We start from the raw sequence: 17,668 nt of genomic DNA on the forward strand, positions 1-17,668 counted from the left end.
CGGGGAGCGGGACACGCGTTGGACGTGGCGCGTAGGCGTCAGACCTGGCGCGTAGGCGTCAGGCCCGTTGCGCGGGCGTCAGGTGTCCCATGCGCTCCAGGACGGCCTCGGCGGTGGGCGCGTGGAGTTCGTCGACGATGCGCCCGTCGGCGAGGAAGACGACACGGTCCGCGTAGGAGGCGGCGACGGGGTCGTGGGTGACCATGACGACGGTCTGGCCCAGCGCGCTCGTGGAGCCGCGCAGGAACTCGAGGATCTCGGCCCCGCTGCGGGAGTCCAGGTTGCCGGTGGGCTCGTCGGCGAAGACGATGTCGGGCCGCCCGGCCAGCGCGCGGGCGACGGCGACGCGCTGCTGCTGGCCGCCGGAGAGCTGGCCGGGCCGGTGGTCGAGCCGGTCGGCCAGGCCGACGGTCCGGATGATGCTCTCCAGCCAGGCCTGTTCCGGCTTGCGACCCGCGATGTCCATGGGGAGGGTGATGTTCTCCACGGCGCTCAGGGTGGGCAGCAGGTTGAACGCCTGGAACACGAAGCCGATGCGGTCGCGGCGCAGCCGGGTGAGCTGACGGTCGTTCAGGGAGCCGATCTCCGTGTCGCCGAGGCGGACCGATCCGAAGGACAGCGAGTCGAGCCCGGCCACGCAGTGCATCAGGGTGGACTTCCCCGACCCTGAGGGACCCATGATCGCGGTGAACTGGCTCCGGACGAAGCCGACCGTGACCGTGTCGAGGGCCACCACACGGGTGTCCCCCGTGCCGTACACCTTCGTCAGGTCGGTGGCGTGGGCCGCGTAGATCTCCGGGGCGGAAGGGGGCAGGTTTGCGTGCATGCCGATCCTCGGTGGACGCTCGGTGGATTGCCCCTCGTGGCAGAGGGTGTCGCCGCTGATGGCGACGTCCATGAGCCTCCCGCTCAGCCACCCGCCGGCGGATCCCCCGAACATCCGGCACCGCATCCCCCGATCGGGGGAGATCGCCGCGGGACCGCCATTCCGGCCCGACCGCAATCACGGCCGGATCGCTATTCCGGCGGGATCGCTATTCCGGCCGGACCGCTATTCGGCACGCCCCGAGCGGAAGGCCCAGGCCGCGACCTCGACCCTGTTGCGCAGGCCCAGCTTCGCCTGGACCGACCCCAGATGCGTCTTGACGGTGCTGGGCGCGATGTACAGCTCGGCGGCGATCTCCGGGTTGGTCAGTCCACGGGCGATGCCCTGGATGACCTCCTCCTCGCGGTCGGTCAGCGGCTCGGCCGGCTCGGATGCGCCGCGTCGCCGCGCCTTGGTGAAGTGCTGCAGCAGGCGGAGGGTGATCTGCGGGGCGACCATGGCGTCCCCGCGGACGGCCGCCCGGACGGCCTCGGTCAGCAGCGCCGGGCCGGCGTCCTTGAGGAGGAAGCCCGACGCTCCGTTCGACAGCGCCGTATACACATATTCGTCGAGGTCGAAGGTGGTGACCACGACCACTTTCGGCGCTCCGGGATGACCGCCGCCGGCGAGTCGGCGGGTGACCTCCAGACCGTCGGGCGGGGGCATCCGGATGTCCACGAGGCACACGTCCGGCCGTGTCTCGCGGGCCAGCGAGAGGGCCGAGGCCCCGTCGGCGGCCTCGGCCACCACCTCCATGTCGGACTCGGCCGACAGCACCATGCGGAACCCGGCCCGCACCAGATGCTGATCGTCCGCGACCAGGATGCGTATGGTCATGCCGTCCTGCCCTCCCGTAGCCGCAACCCGGATCGTACGGTGCGCCGCCCGCGTGCACGGGCGTTCCGTGAAGCCTCGTCGGGGTGCAGCGGTACGGAGGCGTGGACCCGCCACCCGCCCTCGGGGCGGTGCCCCGCCTCGAAGGCGCCGCCGAGCAGCTCGATCCGCTCCCGCATGCCCATGATGCCGAAGCCGCCGCCGAGCCGGCCGAGGCTGCCGCGGTGTCCGGACGGGGAGCCTTGTCCGTCGTCCTCGACGACCAGTTCGGCGTGGCGCGCCGCGACCCGGGCGGACACGTCCACCGACCGCGCTCCGCGCGCATAGCGCTGGGCATTGGTCAGGGCTTCCTGCAGGACGCGGCTCAGCCCGCCGGTGACCTCCGTGGGGACGTCCTCCGGCAGGTCCCGTCCGAGGTCCAGCCGGATCGGCAGCCCCGTCGCCCGTGCCTCGTCCACGATCCGGGTCAGCACCTCGCCGAGGTTCTCCGGATGCCGCGGGGTCTCGTCACCGCGCATCGAACCGACCAGGCGCCGCATCGACGTCAGCGCCTCGCCGCCCGCGTGCTCGACGGCCTCGAGCATCTCGTTCAGCATCCGCGGGTCGGGGGTGCCCCGGCCGGTGACATGGCGCACGGCCTGCAGTTGCACCACGATCGCGGTCACCTGATGGGCCACGGTGTCGTGCAGGTCGCGGGCGAGCGCGAGCCGTTCCTCCTGCCGGACCAGTTGTCCGGTGCGTTCCTGTTGGACGTCGTAGAGGCGCAGCACCAGGCCGCAGACGAAGGCCAGGGCCAGTGCCAGCACGGTGCTGCCGGAGAAGTGGCCGGGATCCGAGTCCCGCAGCACCGGGACGGAGAACACGCTGACGCCCACCGCCGCCACGACCACCGGGGCCCACCGGGGCGTGCAGCGGCGCACCGCCACGGCGAGGAGGACCAGTTGGCCCATGAGTTCGCTGCCGCTGCTCTCGCTGGTCACCATGTTCACCGGCAGCAGGTGGTAGGCCACCGTGGCCACGAAGGTGCCGGCGCAGGCCACCAGCGCGGCCCGCGGGACCCATCGGGAATCGCGCACCGCGGCCAGCACGGCCATCGCCCCTGCCAGGGCTCCGGAGCAGACCGGCACCCAGTCCCCGACGAAGGCCTCCGTGTCGAAGGCCGGGTCGAAGACGATCCGCTCCGTCATGTCCTCATAGACGGAGAAGAGGAACAACAGCGCCAGCGCCGAGATCAGGATCCGCCCCGGCCAGCTTCGGTAACCGGCGCGCCGGCCGGAGGACACAGCTATTCGCACCCGCGCCACCCTACGCACCTACGGCGGCGATTGCCGCCCGCCTCCCGCGTGCGGGTCGGTGGGCATGGGCGCGGGCCGGGCGTCGCGCACCCGCTCCGGTGTCCAGTACGAGGGGTCCGGCGGATCCGCCCGGTGGCTCCGTGGGGTGTCCGGGGCGGGGGGATCGCCGGTGTCCTGGCCCCGGGCGGCGACGGCGAGGGCCGCGACGATGCCGGTTGCCGCGATCGCCGCGGTGAGGAGGGCTGCAGTGAGCGGGCGCATGGCGTTGTCTCCCGATGCCGGAGGCCGGGACCCCTGGATGCGGGGCCCCGGCCGAGTGCGGTGTGGTGCTCAGCCGTTCGCGGTGTTGTTGTAGATCGTTTGGATCTTGTTGTCGAAGTAGGGGCTGTCGATGTAGGCGGGCGGATCGGTCCGGGTGCTGGTGACCCCGATCTCGGTCCCCAGGCCCGTGGTCTCGTTGTAGTCCCGCAGCCAGGGGCCGCCGCTGGCGCCCTCGACCATGGTGCACCCGTTCTGCACCCGGGAGCCGTCCTGCCACGTGCCGATGTTCTGGCAGACGTAGGGCACCTCGCCGTCGTAGCCGAAGGCGGCCGGGTAGCCCCAGACGGTCACGGTGTTGACGTACCCGTAGTTGTAGCCGAGCCCCATGCCGCCGACGGTGTTGACCAGCTTGCTGGTGCCGTTGTCCCAGACGTTGGCCACGCCGATGTCGTAGTTCAGGTCACTGTTGTTGATCCAGCCGTTGAACGAGGTCAGCGTCTTGGCGGACCAGGTTCCGTACGGCCGTGAGCCGTTGTAGTAGGCGGGTACGAACACCCAGTTGGTCGCCCAGGTGCCGCCGGCGCCACCGTGGACGCAGTGCCCGGCGGTGAACACCATGTTCTTCGTCGGATTGTTGACCGCCGCGGCGGAGCAGGCGTAGTCGCCGCCGTTGGTCGGGTTGTGGAAGAAGACCTTCCCCTGCACGATCGAGGTCGCGATGCGGACCCCGCGGGCCTTCTTCGAAGTGGTCGCCTTCTGCGGTTTCGCGAGCTGAGAGGGTTTGGCCGCCGCGTCGATGGCCGCCTTCCGGGACGCCTTGGCGTCGGCGGGCGTGTCGGCTTCGACGGCTCTGCGCATGCGCTGCGGAGTCCAGTAATTCTCGACGGACTCAACGGACGAGCGGGACGCCGCACTCTTGTGTGTGGACACCGCGGAATCCGCGGTACGTGTGACGGTGCTGTGCGAGTCGGCGGACGCGGCCGCCGGAATCGTCAGGGCGAACGCGAAAACCACTCCGCTCGCCGCTAAAACGACCTTGCGTATCTGCACCAGTCCCCCCAAATTTTGATCGGGACAGGGAGCGGATGCCCCCGGTGAAATCCCGGCCGCACCGTATCGCGCGGTGAAGTGCGCACGGCAAGGGACTGCGGGTGGCGAGAACGGTATCCGGCCAGGCATTACAGCCCGGGCGGTACGGAAAATCGCTTCCCGGCTTCTGGGCTGCCCTGCCCGGCAAAAGTGGAATGGGTCTTGTACCGCATTGAACGAGGAATTCCGAGGCGTCGACGCGCGTCAACGCACGACACGTCCCACCACCGTCTCTGTGGCGACGTCCGCCCCACTCCCACAGTGTCCGGAATCCGCATTCGCATTTCTCCGGACGAATTCATGGAGGGGCCATTCATGTAGGCACAGCAGCCCCGCGCAGTGCGATATGCACCGCCCACCGCAGCGGATACGGGAGCACGACGGACCGCCCGCCGCCCCATCTCGTCCACGACTCGCCCGGCGCACCACGGGGATCCGCCGAGCAATCGTCACCGCAGGGAAGTTGGCCTGACGCGATCACTTCGTTAGCCTCCCGGCAGCCCCGCAGATCCGCCGCTCCCGAGGAAGACAATGCAGTGACGAACCCCCAGGACGACCAGGACACGCAGGCCCCGCACCCCACACCGGAGGCACCACCCCCGGGCTGCCCCGCCCACGCCGCACGGCTGTACGGGCCGGATTTCCGACGCCGGCCGACCGAGACCTACCAGCGGATACGGCACGACAGCGGGCAGGTCGCGCCCGTCCTGCTCGAGGGCGACATCGACGCCTGGTTCGTCCTCGGCTACCGCGAGACGCGCCAGGTGCTGTCCGACGTCGAGACCTTCGGCCGGGACCCGCGCCGCTGGAACGGCTGGGACAGCGTGCCGCCGGACTGGCCGCTCATGCCGTGGGTGGCGTACAGCCCGATGATGACCTTCACGGAGGGCGAGGAGCACCGGCAGCGTGCGACGGCCGCCAGCGAGGCCCTCGCCACGGTCGACCCCTTCGTGCTGCGCGGGCACTGCGAGCGCTTCGCCGACCAGCTCATCGACAAGTTCGCCGTGAGCGGCAAGGCTGACCTGGTGTACGACTACATCTACTCGGTGCCCACTCTCGCCACGGCCGAGCTGTTCGGCCTGTCCGACGACGAGGCCGGGCTGGGGGCCCTGGCGGGAGGGCTGGCCGTCTCGTTCCTCTCCAACGAGGAAGCCATCGCCAGCCAGCAGCAGGTCGCCGCGTATGTGGCGGAGCTGGTGAAGGCCAAGCGCGAGGCGCCGGGCCCCGACCTCACCTCCCAGTTCATCCTGAACACCCCGGACCTCACCGAGGAGCAGCAGACCGCCGACCTGATGGTGCTGATGGCGGCCGCGCTGCCGCTCACCTCGTACTGGATCGGCAACACCCTGCGGCTGATGCTCACCGACGAGCGCTTCGCCATGACCCTCTCGGGCAACCGCCGCAGCATCGGCGAGGCCATGAGCGAGGTGCTGTGGGCGGACTCCCCGCTGCAGAACCTCATCGGGCGGTACGCCACCCGGGACACCGCTCTCGGGGGCCGGCGCATCCACACCGGCGACCTCATCGTCCTCGGCCTGGCCGCCGCCAACGCCGATCCGCTGCTGTGGCCCGACACCCCCGTCGGCCACGGCGGGAACCACTCGCATGTCAGCTTCAGCGGCGGTGACTACGGCTGCCCGGTGGGCGGCCCCGAGACGGCCAGGATCATCGCGGAGACGGCGATCGAGGTGCTGCTGGACCGCGTCCCGGACCTGACGCTGGCGGTCGCGCCCGAGGAGCTGAAGTGGGTGGACTCCTTCTGGTACCGCTGCCTGGAATCGCTGCCCGTCACCTTCAGCCCCACGGCGGTCACCGCGGGCTAGTACCCGGGACTCCCCCGGCGCCGAGCGGCGCCGGGGGCCGGGGGGGGTCCGCCGGTGTCAGTGGCCGGGCGGCTGCTGGAGCATGGCGAGGGTCAGAACGTTGCCGCCGATGCCCCAGCCGCCGTCGGTGACCTCCTCGACCACGACCAGGGTGTTGGCGCGGGCGCGCTCACCGTAGATCTCGACGTACAGCTCGGTGGTGCGGGTGACGATCTCCTGCTTCTGCTTCTCGTCGAGGGATCCGGCGGGGACCTTGAAGTTCGCGAAGGGCATGGTCGTTCTCTCTCCTGGCGGGGAAACGGGGTGGAAGGCAGTAGTGCGGGGGCGCCGTGGCGGTCAGACGATGCCGCCGTTCGCGCGGATGACCTGGCCGTTGACCCAGTGGCCGGCCGGGGAGGCGAGGAAGGCGACGACCTCGGCGATGTCGGTGGGGGTGCCGAGGCGCTCCAGCGGGGGCTGGGCCGCCATCCGGGCGATGGTCTCCTCGTCCTTGCCCTCGAGGAACAGGTCGGTGGCGGTGGGGCCGGGGGCGACGGTGTTGACGGTGACGTCCCGGCCGCGCAGCTCGCGGGCCAGGATCATCGTGAGTGCCTCGGTCGCTCCCTTGCTGGCGCTGTAGGCGCCGTAGGCGGGCAGGGCCAGGCCCACGATGGACGTGGAGAAGGTGATGAGCGCCCCGCCGCCGCGGATCCTGCGGGCGGCCTGCTGGGCGACGACGAAGGTTCCGCGGATGTTGGTGCGGTGCAGCGCGTCCAGCTCCGCCAGGTCCAGCTCGGCGATGGGGGTCAGATACAGCCGGCCGGCCGCGTGGACGACGACGTCGACCCCGCCGTACTCGGACTCCGCGGTGTCGAAGAGCGCGGCCACCTGCTGCTCGTCGGCCACGTCGGCCCGGACGGCGACGGCCCGGCCACCGGCGGCGGCGATGTCATGGGCGGCGGTTTCGGCCGGCTCCCGGTGGCCCGCGTATCCGACCACGACGGCGTATCCGTCGGCGGCCAGCCGCTTCACCGCCTCCTGGCCGATACCGCGGGAGCCGCCGGTGACGATGGCGACGCGGGGCCGGTCGGTGGGGTGCTGGGGCGCGGTTGCCTGGGGTGACATGGGGACTCCTGGAACAGGGTGCTGGCTGGCGGATGCCACATGGTGTGGCCGTGGCCCGGGGCGTCGGCGGTGTCGCCGCCGACGCCCCGTCGGTGTCTCCACTCTGGGCCGGGGCCTCCGCGCCAGCCAGGGCTGTCTCCACCCAGGGGTTGTCAGCCCCTGGCTCGGCCCACCGGCACAGGCGACCATGGGGGCGTGAACCATTCCGAATTCGCCGCGTTCCTCAAATCCCGGCGCGACCGCATCCGCCCGGCCGACGTGGGCCTGCCCACCGGTCCGCGGCGCCGGGTGCCCGGGCTGCGGCGCGAGGAGGTCGCCCAGCTTGCCGGGCTGTCCGCGGACTACTACACCGAGCTGGAGCGCGGACGCGGCGCTCAGCCCTCGGCCCAGGTGCTGACCGCCCTCGCCCGGGCGCTGCGGCTGAACGGCGACGAGCGCGACCATCTGTTCCACCTCGCCGACCGCCCCGTTCCCCCGGTGACGCACGGCCCGGCCGCGCAGGTCCAGCCGGCCCTGCTCGGCCTGCTGGACCGGCTGGCCACCACCCCCGCCCAGGTCATCACCGACCTGCACCAGACCCTGGTGCAGAACGAGCTGGCCGCCGCGCTGGTCGGCCGTCCCCCGGCGGTCCGCGGGCCCGCGGCCAGCCTCGTCCACCGCTGGTTCACCGATCCGGACGCCCGTGCGCTCTACCCGCCCGAGGACCACCCCCACCACTCCCGGGTCTTCGTCGCCGACCTGCAGGCCGTTGCCGCCCGGCGTGGCGGCGACACCGAGCTACGGCGGATGGTGGCCGCGCTGCGACGCCACAGCGAGGAGTTCGCCACCCTCTGGGACACCCACGACGTCGCCCTCCGGCGGACCGACCACAAGCGCATCGTCCACCCCGCGCTGGGCGTCATCGAGCTGGACTGCCACTCCCTGTTCAGCGAGGACGGCCACCAGCGCCTGCTGTGGTTCAGCGCCCCGCCCGGCACCGAAGGCGCCGCCCAGCTCGAACTTCTCTCGGTCATCGGCACACAGGACATGACGGCCGACGAGAACAGCACCTCACCGTGATCCCCTGTCATACGGCGCCCGGGCGGCGGCCTCCGGGTCCGGGCACGGCGCCCTGATCGCGCCAACGTGGTGACGTTCGAGGTACGGAGCGAGCACACGCCCAGTCACCGGGAACCCTGTCGCAGTACGAGCGGGCTCTATCCCGTGCCGGGGCACGGCACCGGGCGGGCCCGCCGGTCTCCGACGCACACAAGGATCCCGTATGAATGGACCAGCCCCTCTTCTGACCCTGAACAACGGCGTGCGGATGCCCACTCTGGGCCTCGGCGTCTACCAGAGCCCGCCCGACGAGACCATCCCCGCGGTGACGACCGCGATCGAGAACGGCTACCGCCTCATCGACACCGCGGCCGCCTACGGCAACGAGAAGGAGGTCGGTGAGGGCATCGCCCGCTCGGGCATCGGCCGCGAGGACATCTTCGTCATCACCAAGCTATGGATGACCGACTACGGCTACGACGCCACCCTCCGCGCCTTCGACACCAGCCTCGCCAAGCTGGGCCTGGACCAGCTCGACCTGTATCTGCTGCACTGGCCGGCCCCGTCCGCGTTCGACACCACCGTGGCCTCGTACAAGGCGGCCGAGAAGCTGCTGGCCGACGGCCGGGTGCGGGCCATCGGCGTGTGCAACCACACTCCCGCACACCTGACCGATCTCATGGCGCGCACCGACGTCGTGCCCGCGGTGAACCAGGTGGAACTGCATCCGTTCTTCACCCAGCCGGAGCTGCGCGCCTTCGACGTCCGCCAGGGCATCATCACCCAGTCCTGGTCACCCATCGGCGGAGTGAACCGCTACGGGGGCGAGAGCCCGGACAAGGTCAGGGACCCGCTCCAGGAGCCCACCATCACCGGTCTCGCCGAGAAATACGGCAAGTCCCCGGCCCAGATCATCCTCCGCTGGCACGTCGAGCACGACCTGTGCGCGATCCCGAAGTCCGTCAAACCACACCGCATCGCGGAGAACATCGCGATCTTCGACTTCTCCCTCACCCCCCACGAGGTGGCCGCCATCGACGCGCTCGACACCGGAGCGCGCGGCGGTCCCGACCCCGACCAGGTGGGGCCCGACACCTTCTCCTGAGCCACCGCTTCTCCTTGAGACACCGCGCGGGGCGGCCACCGGGCCGCCCCGCACACACCTGACCTGGACCGGGTCAGGACTCCAGGTCGTCGGCGAAGTGGCGGAAGCCGTGCCGATCCTGGTGCAGGGTCCACAGGGTGTCCGCCAGCACGGCCGGGTCCTTCTTGTCGTGCCCGGGAACGATCGCACCCGGGATGATCAGTTGTGCCACGTGGATGCCCTCGTCTGCGAGGGTGTCGTGCAGCAGCCGGCCGTACGCGCTCTCGGCGGCGAAGGCGATGGAGGTGCCCGCGCGCTCGGGGTGTGGCACCACGGCGGTGCCTCCGTTGACGAAGAGCACCGTGCCGCGGCCCAGGGCGCGCATACCGGGGAGCACCTGCCGTACGGCGGTGACGGGGCCGTACACGGAGAACTCGATCGGGCCCGCGAGGTCGTCGGCGGTGGTGTCCAGGACCGGCAGCATGAATTCCCGCTGCGGCACCGGGCTGTACTGCAGAACCTCGATCGGCCCCAGGGCCGCGGCCGCGGCGTCCAGGGCGGCGGTGAGGGCCTTCGGATCGCGTACGTCGGCGGCGAAGCCGCGCGCGGTCACGCCCTCGCCGGTGAGGCCGGCGGCCAGGTCGTCGAGCCGGTCCTGGTCGCGGGAGATGAGGGCGGTGTCGTAGCCCTCACGGCCGAAGCGCCGCGCGACGGCGGCGCCGAGACCGGGGCCGGCTCCGATGATGGCAAGGGTGGTCATGAGTTCTCCGGGTGCTCGGGCGCCTCAGGGGCCGGGGTGTCGCGGTGGCGGGGTGTGGTGAAGGCGGTCGTCGGTGGCCGGCTCGCTAGCCGTCACCGGGGCACGAGCCTCAGCGTCGTGGCGCGCGCCGTGTCCGCGACCATTGGCTCGACATAGGTGCCGCTGTAGCGGCCGTACTTGGAGCGGTACGCGTTGTCGACCCGGTCGTTGACACCGGGGTCGCCCTCCTCGATCAAGGTGACGTCCCGGTCCACGCCGCCGGAGCGGATGTGGCCCTCGTGACTTCCATGTGCCGTGCGCCACCAGGAGCCGCCGGTGCCCCGGTAGGACCGGACGTAGAGGTCGTCGCCGTCACGGACGACCCAGATCGGCACCGCCGTACGCGGTGTGCCGTCGCCTTGCAGCGGCGCCATTTCCAGCTCGTCCGTCGTCGCGATCCGGTTGAGTTCGTCGCTGGTCCATGTCGTCATCGTCTGCCTCCTTCACGAGTAACCGAAAGGGGAGAATTCCATCTCGGGAGGAAAGCAACCAGGGAGAAATCCGTCCCCCGGCGGCCGGCGAACGATGCCCCATCGAACAGTATGCCGAGCGGGAGGTCACCCGGCGAGGGCGGCGAACGCCTCGTCCAGGAGGGCGGTGAGGTCGGGGCGGCCGTCGGAAGCGGTCCAGTGGTCGAGGGCGATGTTCAGGCAGCCCAGAGCGGCGGCGGCCTTCACCGACAGGGCCAGGGGCGTGGGACGCGGATCGTCGCCGGGCCGCTCGGCGAGGGCCTGCGCCAGCTCGGGCCGCCAGCCGTTCTGCTTCTCCAGCAGCCGGGCACGAAGGGCGGGGGTGTTCCGGACCAGACGGGTCGTCGCGAGGGCGCTGACCGGGTCCCGGCGGTGGTACGCGATGACGACGTCCAGCGCGCGCCGCAGTGCCGTCCAGTCGTCCTCGTCGGCGGGCCTGGCCCGCAGGGCGTCGGCGGCCCGCTCGCCGTGGGCATCGAAGGCGCTGAGAACGGCCTCTTCCTTGCTGCCGACGTAGCGCAGGAAGGTGCTGCGCGAGACACCGGCGGCCGCGGCCAGGTCGTTGATGGTGACCTTCTCGAAGCCCTTGCTCCGGAACAGACCGGACGCCACCTCGGCCAGTTCGGCCCGGATGGCCGCTCGCGCGATGTCTCTCGTGCTCGTACGCGCCGTTCCGTTACCCCGCGATTCTACCGCCGGGCTGAACCACGATCGCAGCCATGAGATCCGAGCCCTGTTGTGACACCGGGTTCCATGCTAGGAATGCTGATTCACGGTGATTCTTCGGTTCCAGACCTCTGTGAGCGGGAGAGCGGCATGCGAGGACTTCAGGGCAAGAGGATCGTCGTCGCGGGCGGCGCCACCGGGATCGGCGCCGCCACGGCCGAGCGGCTCGCCGAGGAGGGCGCCTCGATCGTCGTCGGCGACATCAACCTCGTGGGCGCGAAGGCCACCTCCCAGCGCATCGCCGAGGCCGGCGGCACCGCGGTCGCCGTCGAGTTCGACCTCGCCGACGAGGAGTCCATCGGTGCGCTGGTCGACCGGGCCGCCGCCGAGTTCGGCGGGGTCGACGGGCTCTACAACGTCGGCGCCGATCTCTCGGACGACCACCTGGGCCGGGACACCGACCTGCTGGAGATGGACCCGGCACTGTGGCGCCGCACCCACGAGGTGAACCTGCTCGGCTACGCCCTCACCTGCCGGGCCGTCATCCCGCGCCTGCTGGCCCAGGGCGGTGGCGTCATCGTCAACACCTCCTCCGGCGCGGCCTGGGGAGGGGAGCCCCGGCGTCCCGCGTATGCCGCCTCCAAGGCCGGGATCAACGCGCTGACCCGCCATATCGCCTCCCGGTGGGGCAAGGAGGGCATCCGCTGCAACGCCGTGGCGCCCGGGCTGGTCATGGGCGACACCCAGAAGCAGCGGGACGACCAGCGGCTGCAGGCCATGGCGCTGAAGATCGCCCGTAGTCCGCGGCTGGGCGAGCCCGCGGACGTGGCCGGCACCGTGGCCTTTCTCCTCTCGGACGACGCCGAATGGGTCAACGGCCAGGTGTGGTCGGTCTGTGGCGGCATGAGCCTGCGCGACTGAGAAGACTCCCCGCCCGGGCCCCTCACCGGCCACGGCGCTCTGCGGCGGCCTACGGCGACCAGGGTGCGGACACCCGCCAGCTCACGTCATCGGCCCACGACGTGGCGCTGTCGAAGGCGTTGGATCCTCCGTTGGAGGCGATGTACGCCTTGTTCTCGTAGTGGCGGATGAACCGGTCGGGGTAGTTGTACGAAGCGAACGAGGTGCCCTGGCCGTTCTTGCCGGTCTGGGGGCAGAACGTCGCGTCGGCCCGGAAAACGGCGGTGCCGTCCATCGGTTGCCGGAGCAGTTGGTAGTTGGAGTGCCGCAGGAAGTCACCGGGGTAGTTGCGCGACTCGAACGACACGCACGAGGCGTTGGCGAGGCCGCGCCGCACGATCCAGGACGCGTCGCCCTTGTCGAGTGCGGAGCTGCCGGCGGACACCACGGAGGTGACGGCGCTGTTGGCCTGGTGGCGGATGTAGCGGTCGGTGTAGCCGGGGGTGGTGGCCCGCAGGGACATCGTCGAGCCCGCGTTGAGGGTGCCGCCCGCGACCGGGCTGGGCGCGCCGTAGCCCACGGAGACGATGTTGGCCTGCACCGCGTCGTCGGCCGCGTCGGTCGGGACACCGCTGGTCATCACGCCTTCGAAGAAGGACCCGATGGACCCGTTGCTGTTGTCGCCGCCGGTCCCGAGGACGATGGAGCCCTCCTGGTGCATCGGCGAGTAGCCGGGCCTGGACGGCTCCGGCCCCGCGTACTGGGTGGTGAGCTTGCCGGACTGGGCGTTGCCGTCCCTGAGGGCGAAGTGGTTCTGCCCGTTGTTCTTCAGCAGGGCGGTGACGAAGGGCGCCGAGTTGCCGGTGTTCGAGGGGTTCTCGCTGTAGCCGCTGTCCGACTGGAACAGGCCGTTCTCCAGGTCCGCCTGCACCCAGGGCCCGGATCCGCTGCACGGCGGGAACCAGCACTCCGTGCCGAAGTTGATGGCGTCCATGTGGCCGTTGCCGGTGTCGGCGATCTGCACCTCGGCGTTGCCGTAGTCGAAACAGCACAGTCCATTGACATGGGTGCCGGACGTGACCATGTACATACCCTCGGGCCGGCCGTTGACGGCGACACCGGAGGCCGCGGTGTGCCGGTAGCCCATGCGGCCGGAGAAGGACGCGCCGTAGACCTGGTGGCCGCCCGCGGTCACCGGTAACGCGTCGGCGGGCACACCGGAGTTGGCGGGACCCGCGGTGCCGGCCGGTTCGATGGGCATGTGGTTGTGGCGCGGTGACTGGTCATAGATGACATTGATGACGCAGGTCGTTCCGGCGCAGAAGGAGTCCTGCCGGGCGGCGTCGGCGTATCCGCCCGCCGTCAGCGTTCCCACGTCGGTCACGCCGCCGTCGGAGGTGCGTTTCAGCTGGTAGAGCGGGCCGTTGAAGGAAGCGTAGAGGGCGCGTGTGGTGCTGTGCGCGGCCACGCAGGGCGTACCGGCCGAGGCGTAGATGTCGCACGGCAGGGACGCCGCGGCCTGGGAGGCGCCCGCTCCGCCGGCCAGCAGCCCGAAGACGAGGGCTGCTGTCGTACCCGCCGACAGCAGCGCTTTTCTCACCCTCGTGAGGCGCGTGAGACCTGAAGGAACCTTCATGGTGGTGTCCTTCCCTTGTGCCGAGTGTCAGGTGCATGTCATCGACCTGGTTCGAGATTTCGTACGTTGACCGTGAAATCGAACTTGACGGTAGGACCGGCGACCGTCGGCGTCAATGGCCATGGACGACTTGACCGCTCCCGGCACGGGACGGCGGGGCAGTTTCCGCACGGCCATGCCATCCGGCGTTCGGACGCCGTTGGGCGGCAATCCCGTCGCGGTCTTCGGCCTCGACATCGCTCAGCGGCCCACCGGGATCCCGGCCCGGGAAGGCATTCGGAGAGGAGTAGTCTCCTGCGCAGCGGCTCGTACGGTTCGTTCGCCCCACACCACAACGAGGAGAGACCGTTTGTCGATGTTTGTCGTGTTCGACCTTGAGTTCACCACATGGTCGGGAGCGCTCGAGCAGGACTGGTCGGAACCGGGGCAGCTTCGCGAAATCGTCCAGATCGGCGCGCTGCGCATCAGCACCGACTCTTCCGTTGACGCCTACTCCGTTGTCGAGGAATACGAAGCGCTGGTCAGGCCGGTGGTCAACCCGCGACTGTCCCCGTTCTTCACCGACCTCACGGGCATCGACCAGCAGACCGTGGACCGCGAGGGAGTCGCCCCCGCCGAGGCGCTCAGTGACTTCCTGGCGTTCTGTCGAGGCCAGTCCGTGCTCTCCTACGGCAACGACATGGTCGTCCTCGGGGAGAACGTGGGATGGGCCCGGGCGCGCGGGGAGGAGATCAAGAACGGCTTTCTCACCGCCGGCTTCCTGAATATCCGCCCATGGCTGAATACCGTCGCACCGATAACGGCATCGGCCAACTCCGGTCGGCTATGGGAAGCACTCAACCTGCCCAAACCCGTGGCCGGCAGGGAGCATTCAGCGCTCTTCGACTGCTATTCGATCGCCGCGGCGATCAGACACGTATTCGCCGGTGGGGCCGCCCTGCCCGAGGGATGGCTCTAGCGGTGGAGCGAATCGGCCATCGCGAGCGTGTCGTCCGACGCGCTGTCGGCGAGCGGCACGATGGCCCGGAGATCTTGTCGGCGGCGCTCATGCGCGTCGTCCGGTATGTAGGAAAGGAACCCCCTTATGACCGCAGTGCGCGGAACAGCCGTCGACATCCCCACCCGGGACGGCATCGCCGATGCCTATCTGGTCCATCCCGACGACACCGACCGCCACCCCGCCGTTCTGCTGTACATGGACGCCTTCGGCCTCCGGCCCCACCTGCGGGGGATGGCCGACCGTCTGGCCGCGGCCGGTTACACCGTGCTGGCGCCCAACGTCTTCTACCGCCACGGGCGTGCTCCCGTGGTGGAGTTGCCCGACTTCATCGACTTCGCGGCGCGTCCGGAGATCTTCCAGGACATCCTCCCGATCGCACAGGAGCTCACCCCCGAGCGCGCGATGAGCGACGCCGGCACCTATCTGGACTGGCTGGCCTCCTGCCCGCAGGCCACCGACGGGCCCGTGGGCATCACCGGCTACTGCCTGGGCGCCGGGCTGGCCCTGCGTACCGCCGGAAGCTACCCCGACCGGGTCGCCGCGGCGGCCGGTTTCCACGGTGGCAACCTGGCCACCGAGGCACCGGACAGCCCGCACACGGTGGCCGGGCAGGTCACCGCCGAGCTGTACTTCGGACACGCGGACCAGGACCACTCCCTTCCGCCCGAGCAGATGGAGCGCCTGGACAAGGCCCTTACCGAGGCCGGTGTCCGCCACCGCGCCGAGGTCTACACGGGCGCGCGGCACGGCTACACCCAGGCCGACACCGTCTCCTACAACGCCGAGGCCGCCGAACGCCACTGGGAGGCACTGCTCGACCTCTTCGGCCGCACCCTCTGACCGTGGTCGGCCATGGCTGGTGACCGGCCGCCCGGGCTGGTCACCACCCTCCGGCGACAGGGTCTAGAGCTGCCGGAGGTGGTCACGCAGGGTGCGGGCCACCTGCGCCATGAGGGCGTCGGCGCCGGGCTGGGTGCTCGCGGGCACGAGTGACTCGGTGAGCACGGCGATGGCGAACGCCTGGCCGTCGGAGTGCTCGACGATGCCTATCTCATGGCGGAGGTTGAGAAGGGTGCCGGTCTTGGAGGACCAGGTGGTGGCGTCGGAGCTGAAGTCCGGGGCGAGCCGGTGCCGCAGCACGTTGTGGGCCATGAGGTCGCGCACGTGCAGCGCCACGTCGGGGTGGATTTTCGACGGTGTCGACAGCGCTTGGAGCAGGTCCACCCAGGCGCGTGCGCTGCCGGTGTTGGCGCGGGTGGTGTCGAGTTGCGGCACCCGGTGGCCGCGGCCGCTGGTGCCCGCGTCGATGGCGAGGGCGTGGGCGAGATGCACCTGCTCGGCGTCGAAGCGCTCCACGGGGGTTTCGGTCAGTTCGCGCATGCCGTGCCGGACGGTGATGCCACGCAGCCCGAGTTTCTGCAGGATCTCGGCGACCTGGGCGGGCGGGGTGAGGGCGAACAGCGCGTCGGCCGCCGTTCCGTCGCTCACACACGTGCTCAGGTAGAGGAGATCCTCGATCGCGATCCGGGCGGGGTGGCGGAACCGGCTCAGCCCGGTGGGGCCGGGCGTGGTGATCCGCCCCGGGGGTACGTCGAGCATCGTCGCTCCGTCGAGTTCGCCGCGCCGGATGCGCTCCGCCGTCGCCAGCGCGAGCGGGACCTTGACCAGGGAGGCGGATGGCAACTGGGTGTCCGGGTCGATTCCCAGCTCGTCCCCCGTGTGGAGATCCCTCACGAGCAGGCAGCCGTGCAGGCCGCCGTCACGCAACTGCTCACGCAGATCGCGCAGCAGTGTCTCGGTGCTCACGCCTGCGTTCCTTCCTCGGTGTCCGCCCGGGTGTCCGCGCCGAGGCAGCGGGCGATGGCGCCGCCCAAGCGCCCTTCGATGGGCTGCGGATTGCCGTCCGCGGCGGCGGCGAGAGCGAACCCCCGGCCGAGCGTGATCTCGCCGATGGGCCGCCACTTCAGGGCGAGTTCCGCCGCCTGCGCGGGAGAGCACAGCAACAGGTCGTGGGTGCTGAGGACTTCGGCGGCGGCGGTCGTCAGGTCGGTGGCGGCCACGAGCTGGGCGGGCCGCAGACCGACCGCGTCGCGCAGCCGGGTCAGCGGGTCGCGGATATGCGGCACATCGTCCTCCGGCTGGATCCAGATACGGCGGGCCGGGCCCGGAGCGGCCCGGCCGACCCGCAGCGTCTCGAGATAGACCCGCCGCACACCGGGATCCTGGACTCCGGCCAGCCCGAGCGGCACGGACCACGTGGCCTCGTCCGCGGGCACCGCGAGCAGGGCGGCCCGCACCTGCTGCGCGTGGATGAGCTCCAGGCGCTGCGCCGGCGCCGCCACGCGCAGATCGAGCGTGATCCCGTGCCCGCGTGCGTCGGCGACGAGGCGGGCGAGACCGGCCGTGGAGCAGATGCCGGGCACCGCGAGCCGCCACGGTTTGCGTTTGGCGGCCTCGGCCTCGTGCAGCAGCACATCGGCCGACTGTACGAGCTGTCTGGCCACCGGCAGCATCTCCCGCCCGAAGGGGGTGAGTACGGCCCGCCGTGAGGTGCGCTCGAAGAGCTGCTCGCCGAAGCGCTCCTCCAGAGCGGCCACGCGACGGCTGGCCACCGACTGGGACATCCGGGCGGCGGCCGCCCCGACGGTGAAGCTGCCACGCTCGCTCACGCTGACGAACGCTCGGCACGCTCCCACCAAATCCACATCCGCACTCTATGCCGGATCAGCATGAAAGAGCGCAGGAGCGTATTGGACCGCATAGCCGCCCGACGGCGAAGGTGATCCCGATGCCCACGGCCGCGC

19 protein-coding genes are annotated in these 17,668 nt (G+C 70.7%); 6 read left to right on the forward strand and 13 right to left on the reverse strand.

What is annotated here, in order from left to right; translation table 11 throughout:
* Positions 1-58 precede the first annotated feature (58 nt).
* The 5 genes from STRVI_RS25285 to STRVI_RS25305 form a co-directional block, all read right to left on the reverse strand.
* On the reverse strand, positions 59-826 hold the full coding sequence (locus STRVI_RS25285) for an ABC transporter ATP-binding protein (RefSeq protein ID WP_106685957.1): 768 nt from the start codon (positions 824-826) through the stop codon (positions 59-61).
* Positions 827-1,051: 225 nt separating this feature from the next.
* Complete coding sequence (locus STRVI_RS25290) at positions 1,052-1,702, reverse strand: response regulator (RefSeq protein WP_014058473.1); 651 nt, start codon at positions 1,700-1,702, stop codon at positions 1,052-1,054.
* On the reverse strand, positions 1,699-2,994 hold the full coding sequence (locus tag STRVI_RS25295; protein ID WP_150112918.1) for a sensor histidine kinase: 1,296 nt from the start codon (positions 2,992-2,994) through the stop codon (positions 1,699-1,701). The genes STRVI_RS25290 and STRVI_RS25295 overlap by 4 nt, the downstream gene beginning before the upstream one ends.
* An 18-nt stretch (positions 2,995-3,012) precedes the next feature.
* Complete coding sequence (locus tag STRVI_RS25300) at positions 3,013-3,255, reverse strand: hypothetical protein (protein ID WP_014058475.1); 243 nt, start codon at positions 3,253-3,255, stop codon at positions 3,013-3,015.
* 69 nt (positions 3,256-3,324) lie between these two features.
* The gene (locus STRVI_RS25305) at positions 3,325-4,113 is read right to left on the reverse strand and encodes a trypsin-like serine peptidase (RefSeq protein ID WP_150112919.1); all 789 of its coding nucleotides are present in this window, start codon (positions 4,111-4,113) and stop codon (positions 3,325-3,327) included.
* A gap of 767 nt (positions 4,114-4,880) precedes the next feature.
* On the opposite strand from STRVI_RS25305, the gene STRVI_RS25310 reads away from it, so the two are divergent.
* The gene (locus STRVI_RS25310) at positions 4,881-6,167 is read left to right on the forward strand and encodes a cytochrome P450 (RefSeq protein WP_014058477.1); all 1,287 of its coding nucleotides are present in this window, start codon (positions 4,881-4,883) and stop codon (positions 6,165-6,167) included.
* 57 nt (positions 6,168-6,224) lie between these two features.
* Here the strand turns inward: STRVI_RS25310 and STRVI_RS25315 are convergent, their stop codons facing one another.
* Both STRVI_RS25315 and STRVI_RS25320 read right to left on the reverse strand, forming a co-directional pair.
* Positions 6,225-6,440: a tautomerase family protein gene (locus tag STRVI_RS25315; protein WP_014058478.1), complete on the reverse strand. Its 216-nt coding sequence runs from the start codon at positions 6,438-6,440 to the stop codon at positions 6,225-6,227.
* Positions 6,441-6,503: 63 nt separating this feature from the next.
* The gene (locus STRVI_RS25320; RefSeq protein ID WP_014058479.1) at positions 6,504-7,271 is read right to left on the reverse strand and encodes an SDR family oxidoreductase; all 768 of its coding nucleotides are present in this window, start codon (positions 7,269-7,271) and stop codon (positions 6,504-6,506) included.
* Between the two features lie 195 nt (positions 7,272-7,466).
* Here STRVI_RS25320 and STRVI_RS25325 point away from each other — a divergent pair, with 195 nt between their 5' ends.
* Both STRVI_RS25325 and STRVI_RS25330 read left to right on the forward strand, forming a co-directional pair.
* Positions 7,467-8,330 carry a helix-turn-helix transcriptional regulator gene (locus tag STRVI_RS25325; protein ID WP_014058480.1) on the forward strand — a complete coding sequence of 288 codons (864 nt, stop codon included), beginning with the start codon at positions 7,467-7,469 and terminating at the stop codon, positions 8,328-8,330.
* Positions 8,331-8,532: 202 nt separating this feature from the next.
* On the forward strand, positions 8,533-9,414 hold the full coding sequence (locus STRVI_RS25330) for an aldo/keto reductase (protein ID WP_014058481.1): 882 nt from the start codon (positions 8,533-8,535) through the stop codon (positions 9,412-9,414).
* Positions 9,415-9,487: 73 nt separating this feature from the next.
* Here STRVI_RS25330 and STRVI_RS25335 read toward each other — a convergent pair whose 3' ends face one another.
* From STRVI_RS25335 to STRVI_RS25345, 3 genes are all read right to left on the reverse strand, one after another.
* A complete protein-coding gene (locus tag STRVI_RS25335) occupies positions 9,488-10,153 on the reverse strand; it encodes an SDR family NAD(P)-dependent oxidoreductase (RefSeq protein ID WP_014058482.1) in 666 nt (221 codons plus the stop codon).
* Positions 10,154-10,245: 92 nt separating this feature from the next.
* Entirely contained in the window at positions 10,246-10,623 is a 378-nt protein-coding gene (locus STRVI_RS25340; RefSeq protein ID WP_014058483.1) for a DUF2255 family protein, read from the reverse strand.
* A 126-nt stretch (positions 10,624-10,749) separates the two neighbouring features.
* Positions 10,750-11,274, reverse strand: a complete 525-nt coding sequence (locus tag STRVI_RS25345) for a TetR/AcrR family transcriptional regulator (RefSeq protein ID WP_251982735.1) — start codon at positions 11,272-11,274, stop codon at positions 10,750-10,752.
* Positions 11,275-11,478: 204 nt separating this feature from the next.
* On the opposite strand from STRVI_RS25345, the gene STRVI_RS25350 reads away from it, so the two are divergent.
* Positions 11,479-12,249, forward strand: a complete 771-nt coding sequence (locus tag STRVI_RS25350) for an SDR family NAD(P)-dependent oxidoreductase (RefSeq protein ID WP_014058485.1) — start codon at positions 11,479-11,481, stop codon at positions 12,247-12,249.
* Between the two features lie 49 nt (positions 12,250-12,298).
* Here STRVI_RS25350 and STRVI_RS25355 read toward each other — a convergent pair whose 3' ends face one another.
* Positions 12,299-13,864, reverse strand: coding sequence for an alpha-L-arabinofuranosidase B (locus STRVI_RS25355; protein ID WP_014058486.1), 1,566 nt, complete (start codon positions 13,862-13,864; stop codon positions 12,299-12,301).
* 349 nt (positions 13,865-14,213) lie between these two features.
* Between STRVI_RS25355 and STRVI_RS25360 the strand changes: the two genes are divergently transcribed.
* Positions 14,214-14,822, forward strand: coding sequence for a 3'-5' exonuclease (locus STRVI_RS25360; RefSeq protein WP_014058487.1), 609 nt, complete (start codon positions 14,214-14,216; stop codon positions 14,820-14,822).
* 126 nt (positions 14,823-14,948) lie between these two features.
* Positions 14,949-15,704 (forward strand): dienelactone hydrolase family protein, encoded by a 756-nt coding sequence (locus STRVI_RS25365; protein ID WP_014058488.1) that lies wholly within the window; start codon positions 14,949-14,951, stop codon positions 15,702-15,704.
* Between the two features lie 63 nt (positions 15,705-15,767).
* On the opposite strand, the gene STRVI_RS25370 is transcribed toward STRVI_RS25365, so the two are convergent.
* Positions 15,768-16,670, reverse strand: a complete 903-nt coding sequence (locus STRVI_RS25370; RefSeq protein WP_014058489.1) for a serine hydrolase — start codon at positions 16,668-16,670, stop codon at positions 15,768-15,770.
* A complete protein-coding gene (locus STRVI_RS25375) occupies positions 16,667-17,569 on the reverse strand; it encodes a LysR family transcriptional regulator (RefSeq protein WP_014058490.1) in 903 nt (300 codons plus the stop codon). Before STRVI_RS25375 ends, STRVI_RS25370 begins: the two co-directional genes overlap by 4 nt.
* Positions 17,570-17,668 lie beyond the last annotated feature (99 nt).

This window comes from Streptomyces violaceusniger Tu 4113 (assembly GCF_000147815.2).
Taxonomy (GTDB): Bacteria; Actinomycetota; Actinomycetes; order Streptomycetales; family Streptomycetaceae; genus Streptomyces; species Streptomyces violaceusniger_A.

Bases quoted from the DNA above. Each gene is read 5' to 3' on its own strand.
- STRVI_RS25285 (WP_106685957.1), bottom strand. From the start codon at position 826: ATGCACGCAAACCTGCCCCCTTCCGCCCCGGAGATCTACGCGGCCCAC.
- STRVI_RS25290 (WP_014058473.1), bottom strand. From the start codon at position 1,702: ATGACCATACGCATCCTGGTCGCGGACGATCAGCATCTGGTGCGGGCC.
- STRVI_RS25300 (WP_014058475.1), bottom strand. From the start codon at position 3,255: ATGCGCCCGCTCACTGCAGCCCTCCTCACCGCGGCGATCGCGGCAACC.
- STRVI_RS25305 (WP_150112919.1), bottom strand. From the start codon at position 4,113: ATGCGCAGAGCCGTCGAAGCCGACACGCCCGCCGACGCCAAGGCGTCC.
- STRVI_RS25315 (WP_014058478.1), bottom strand. From the start codon at position 6,440: ATGCCCTTCGCGAACTTCAAGGTCCCCGCCGGATCCCTCGACGAGAAG.
- STRVI_RS25320 (WP_014058479.1), bottom strand. From the start codon at position 7,271: ATGTCACCCCAGGCAACCGCGCCCCAGCACCCCACCGACCGGCCCCGC.
- STRVI_RS25330 (WP_014058481.1), top strand. From the start codon at position 8,533: ATGAATGGACCAGCCCCTCTTCTGACCCTGAACAACGGCGTGCGGATG.
- STRVI_RS25335 (WP_014058482.1), bottom strand. From the start codon at position 10,153: ATGACCACCCTTGCCATCATCGGAGCCGGCCCCGGTCTCGGCGCCGCC.
- STRVI_RS25340 (WP_014058483.1), bottom strand. From the start codon at position 10,623: ATGACGACATGGACCAGCGACGAACTCAACCGGATCGCGACGACGGAC.
- STRVI_RS25350 (WP_014058485.1), top strand. From the start codon at position 11,479: ATGCGAGGACTTCAGGGCAAGAGGATCGTCGTCGCGGGCGGCGCCACC.
- STRVI_RS25355 (WP_014058486.1), bottom strand. From the start codon at position 13,864: ATGAAGGTTCCTTCAGGTCTCACGCGCCTCACGAGGGTGAGAAAAGCG.
- STRVI_RS25365 (WP_014058488.1), top strand. From the start codon at position 14,949: ATGACCGCAGTGCGCGGAACAGCCGTCGACATCCCCACCCGGGACGGC.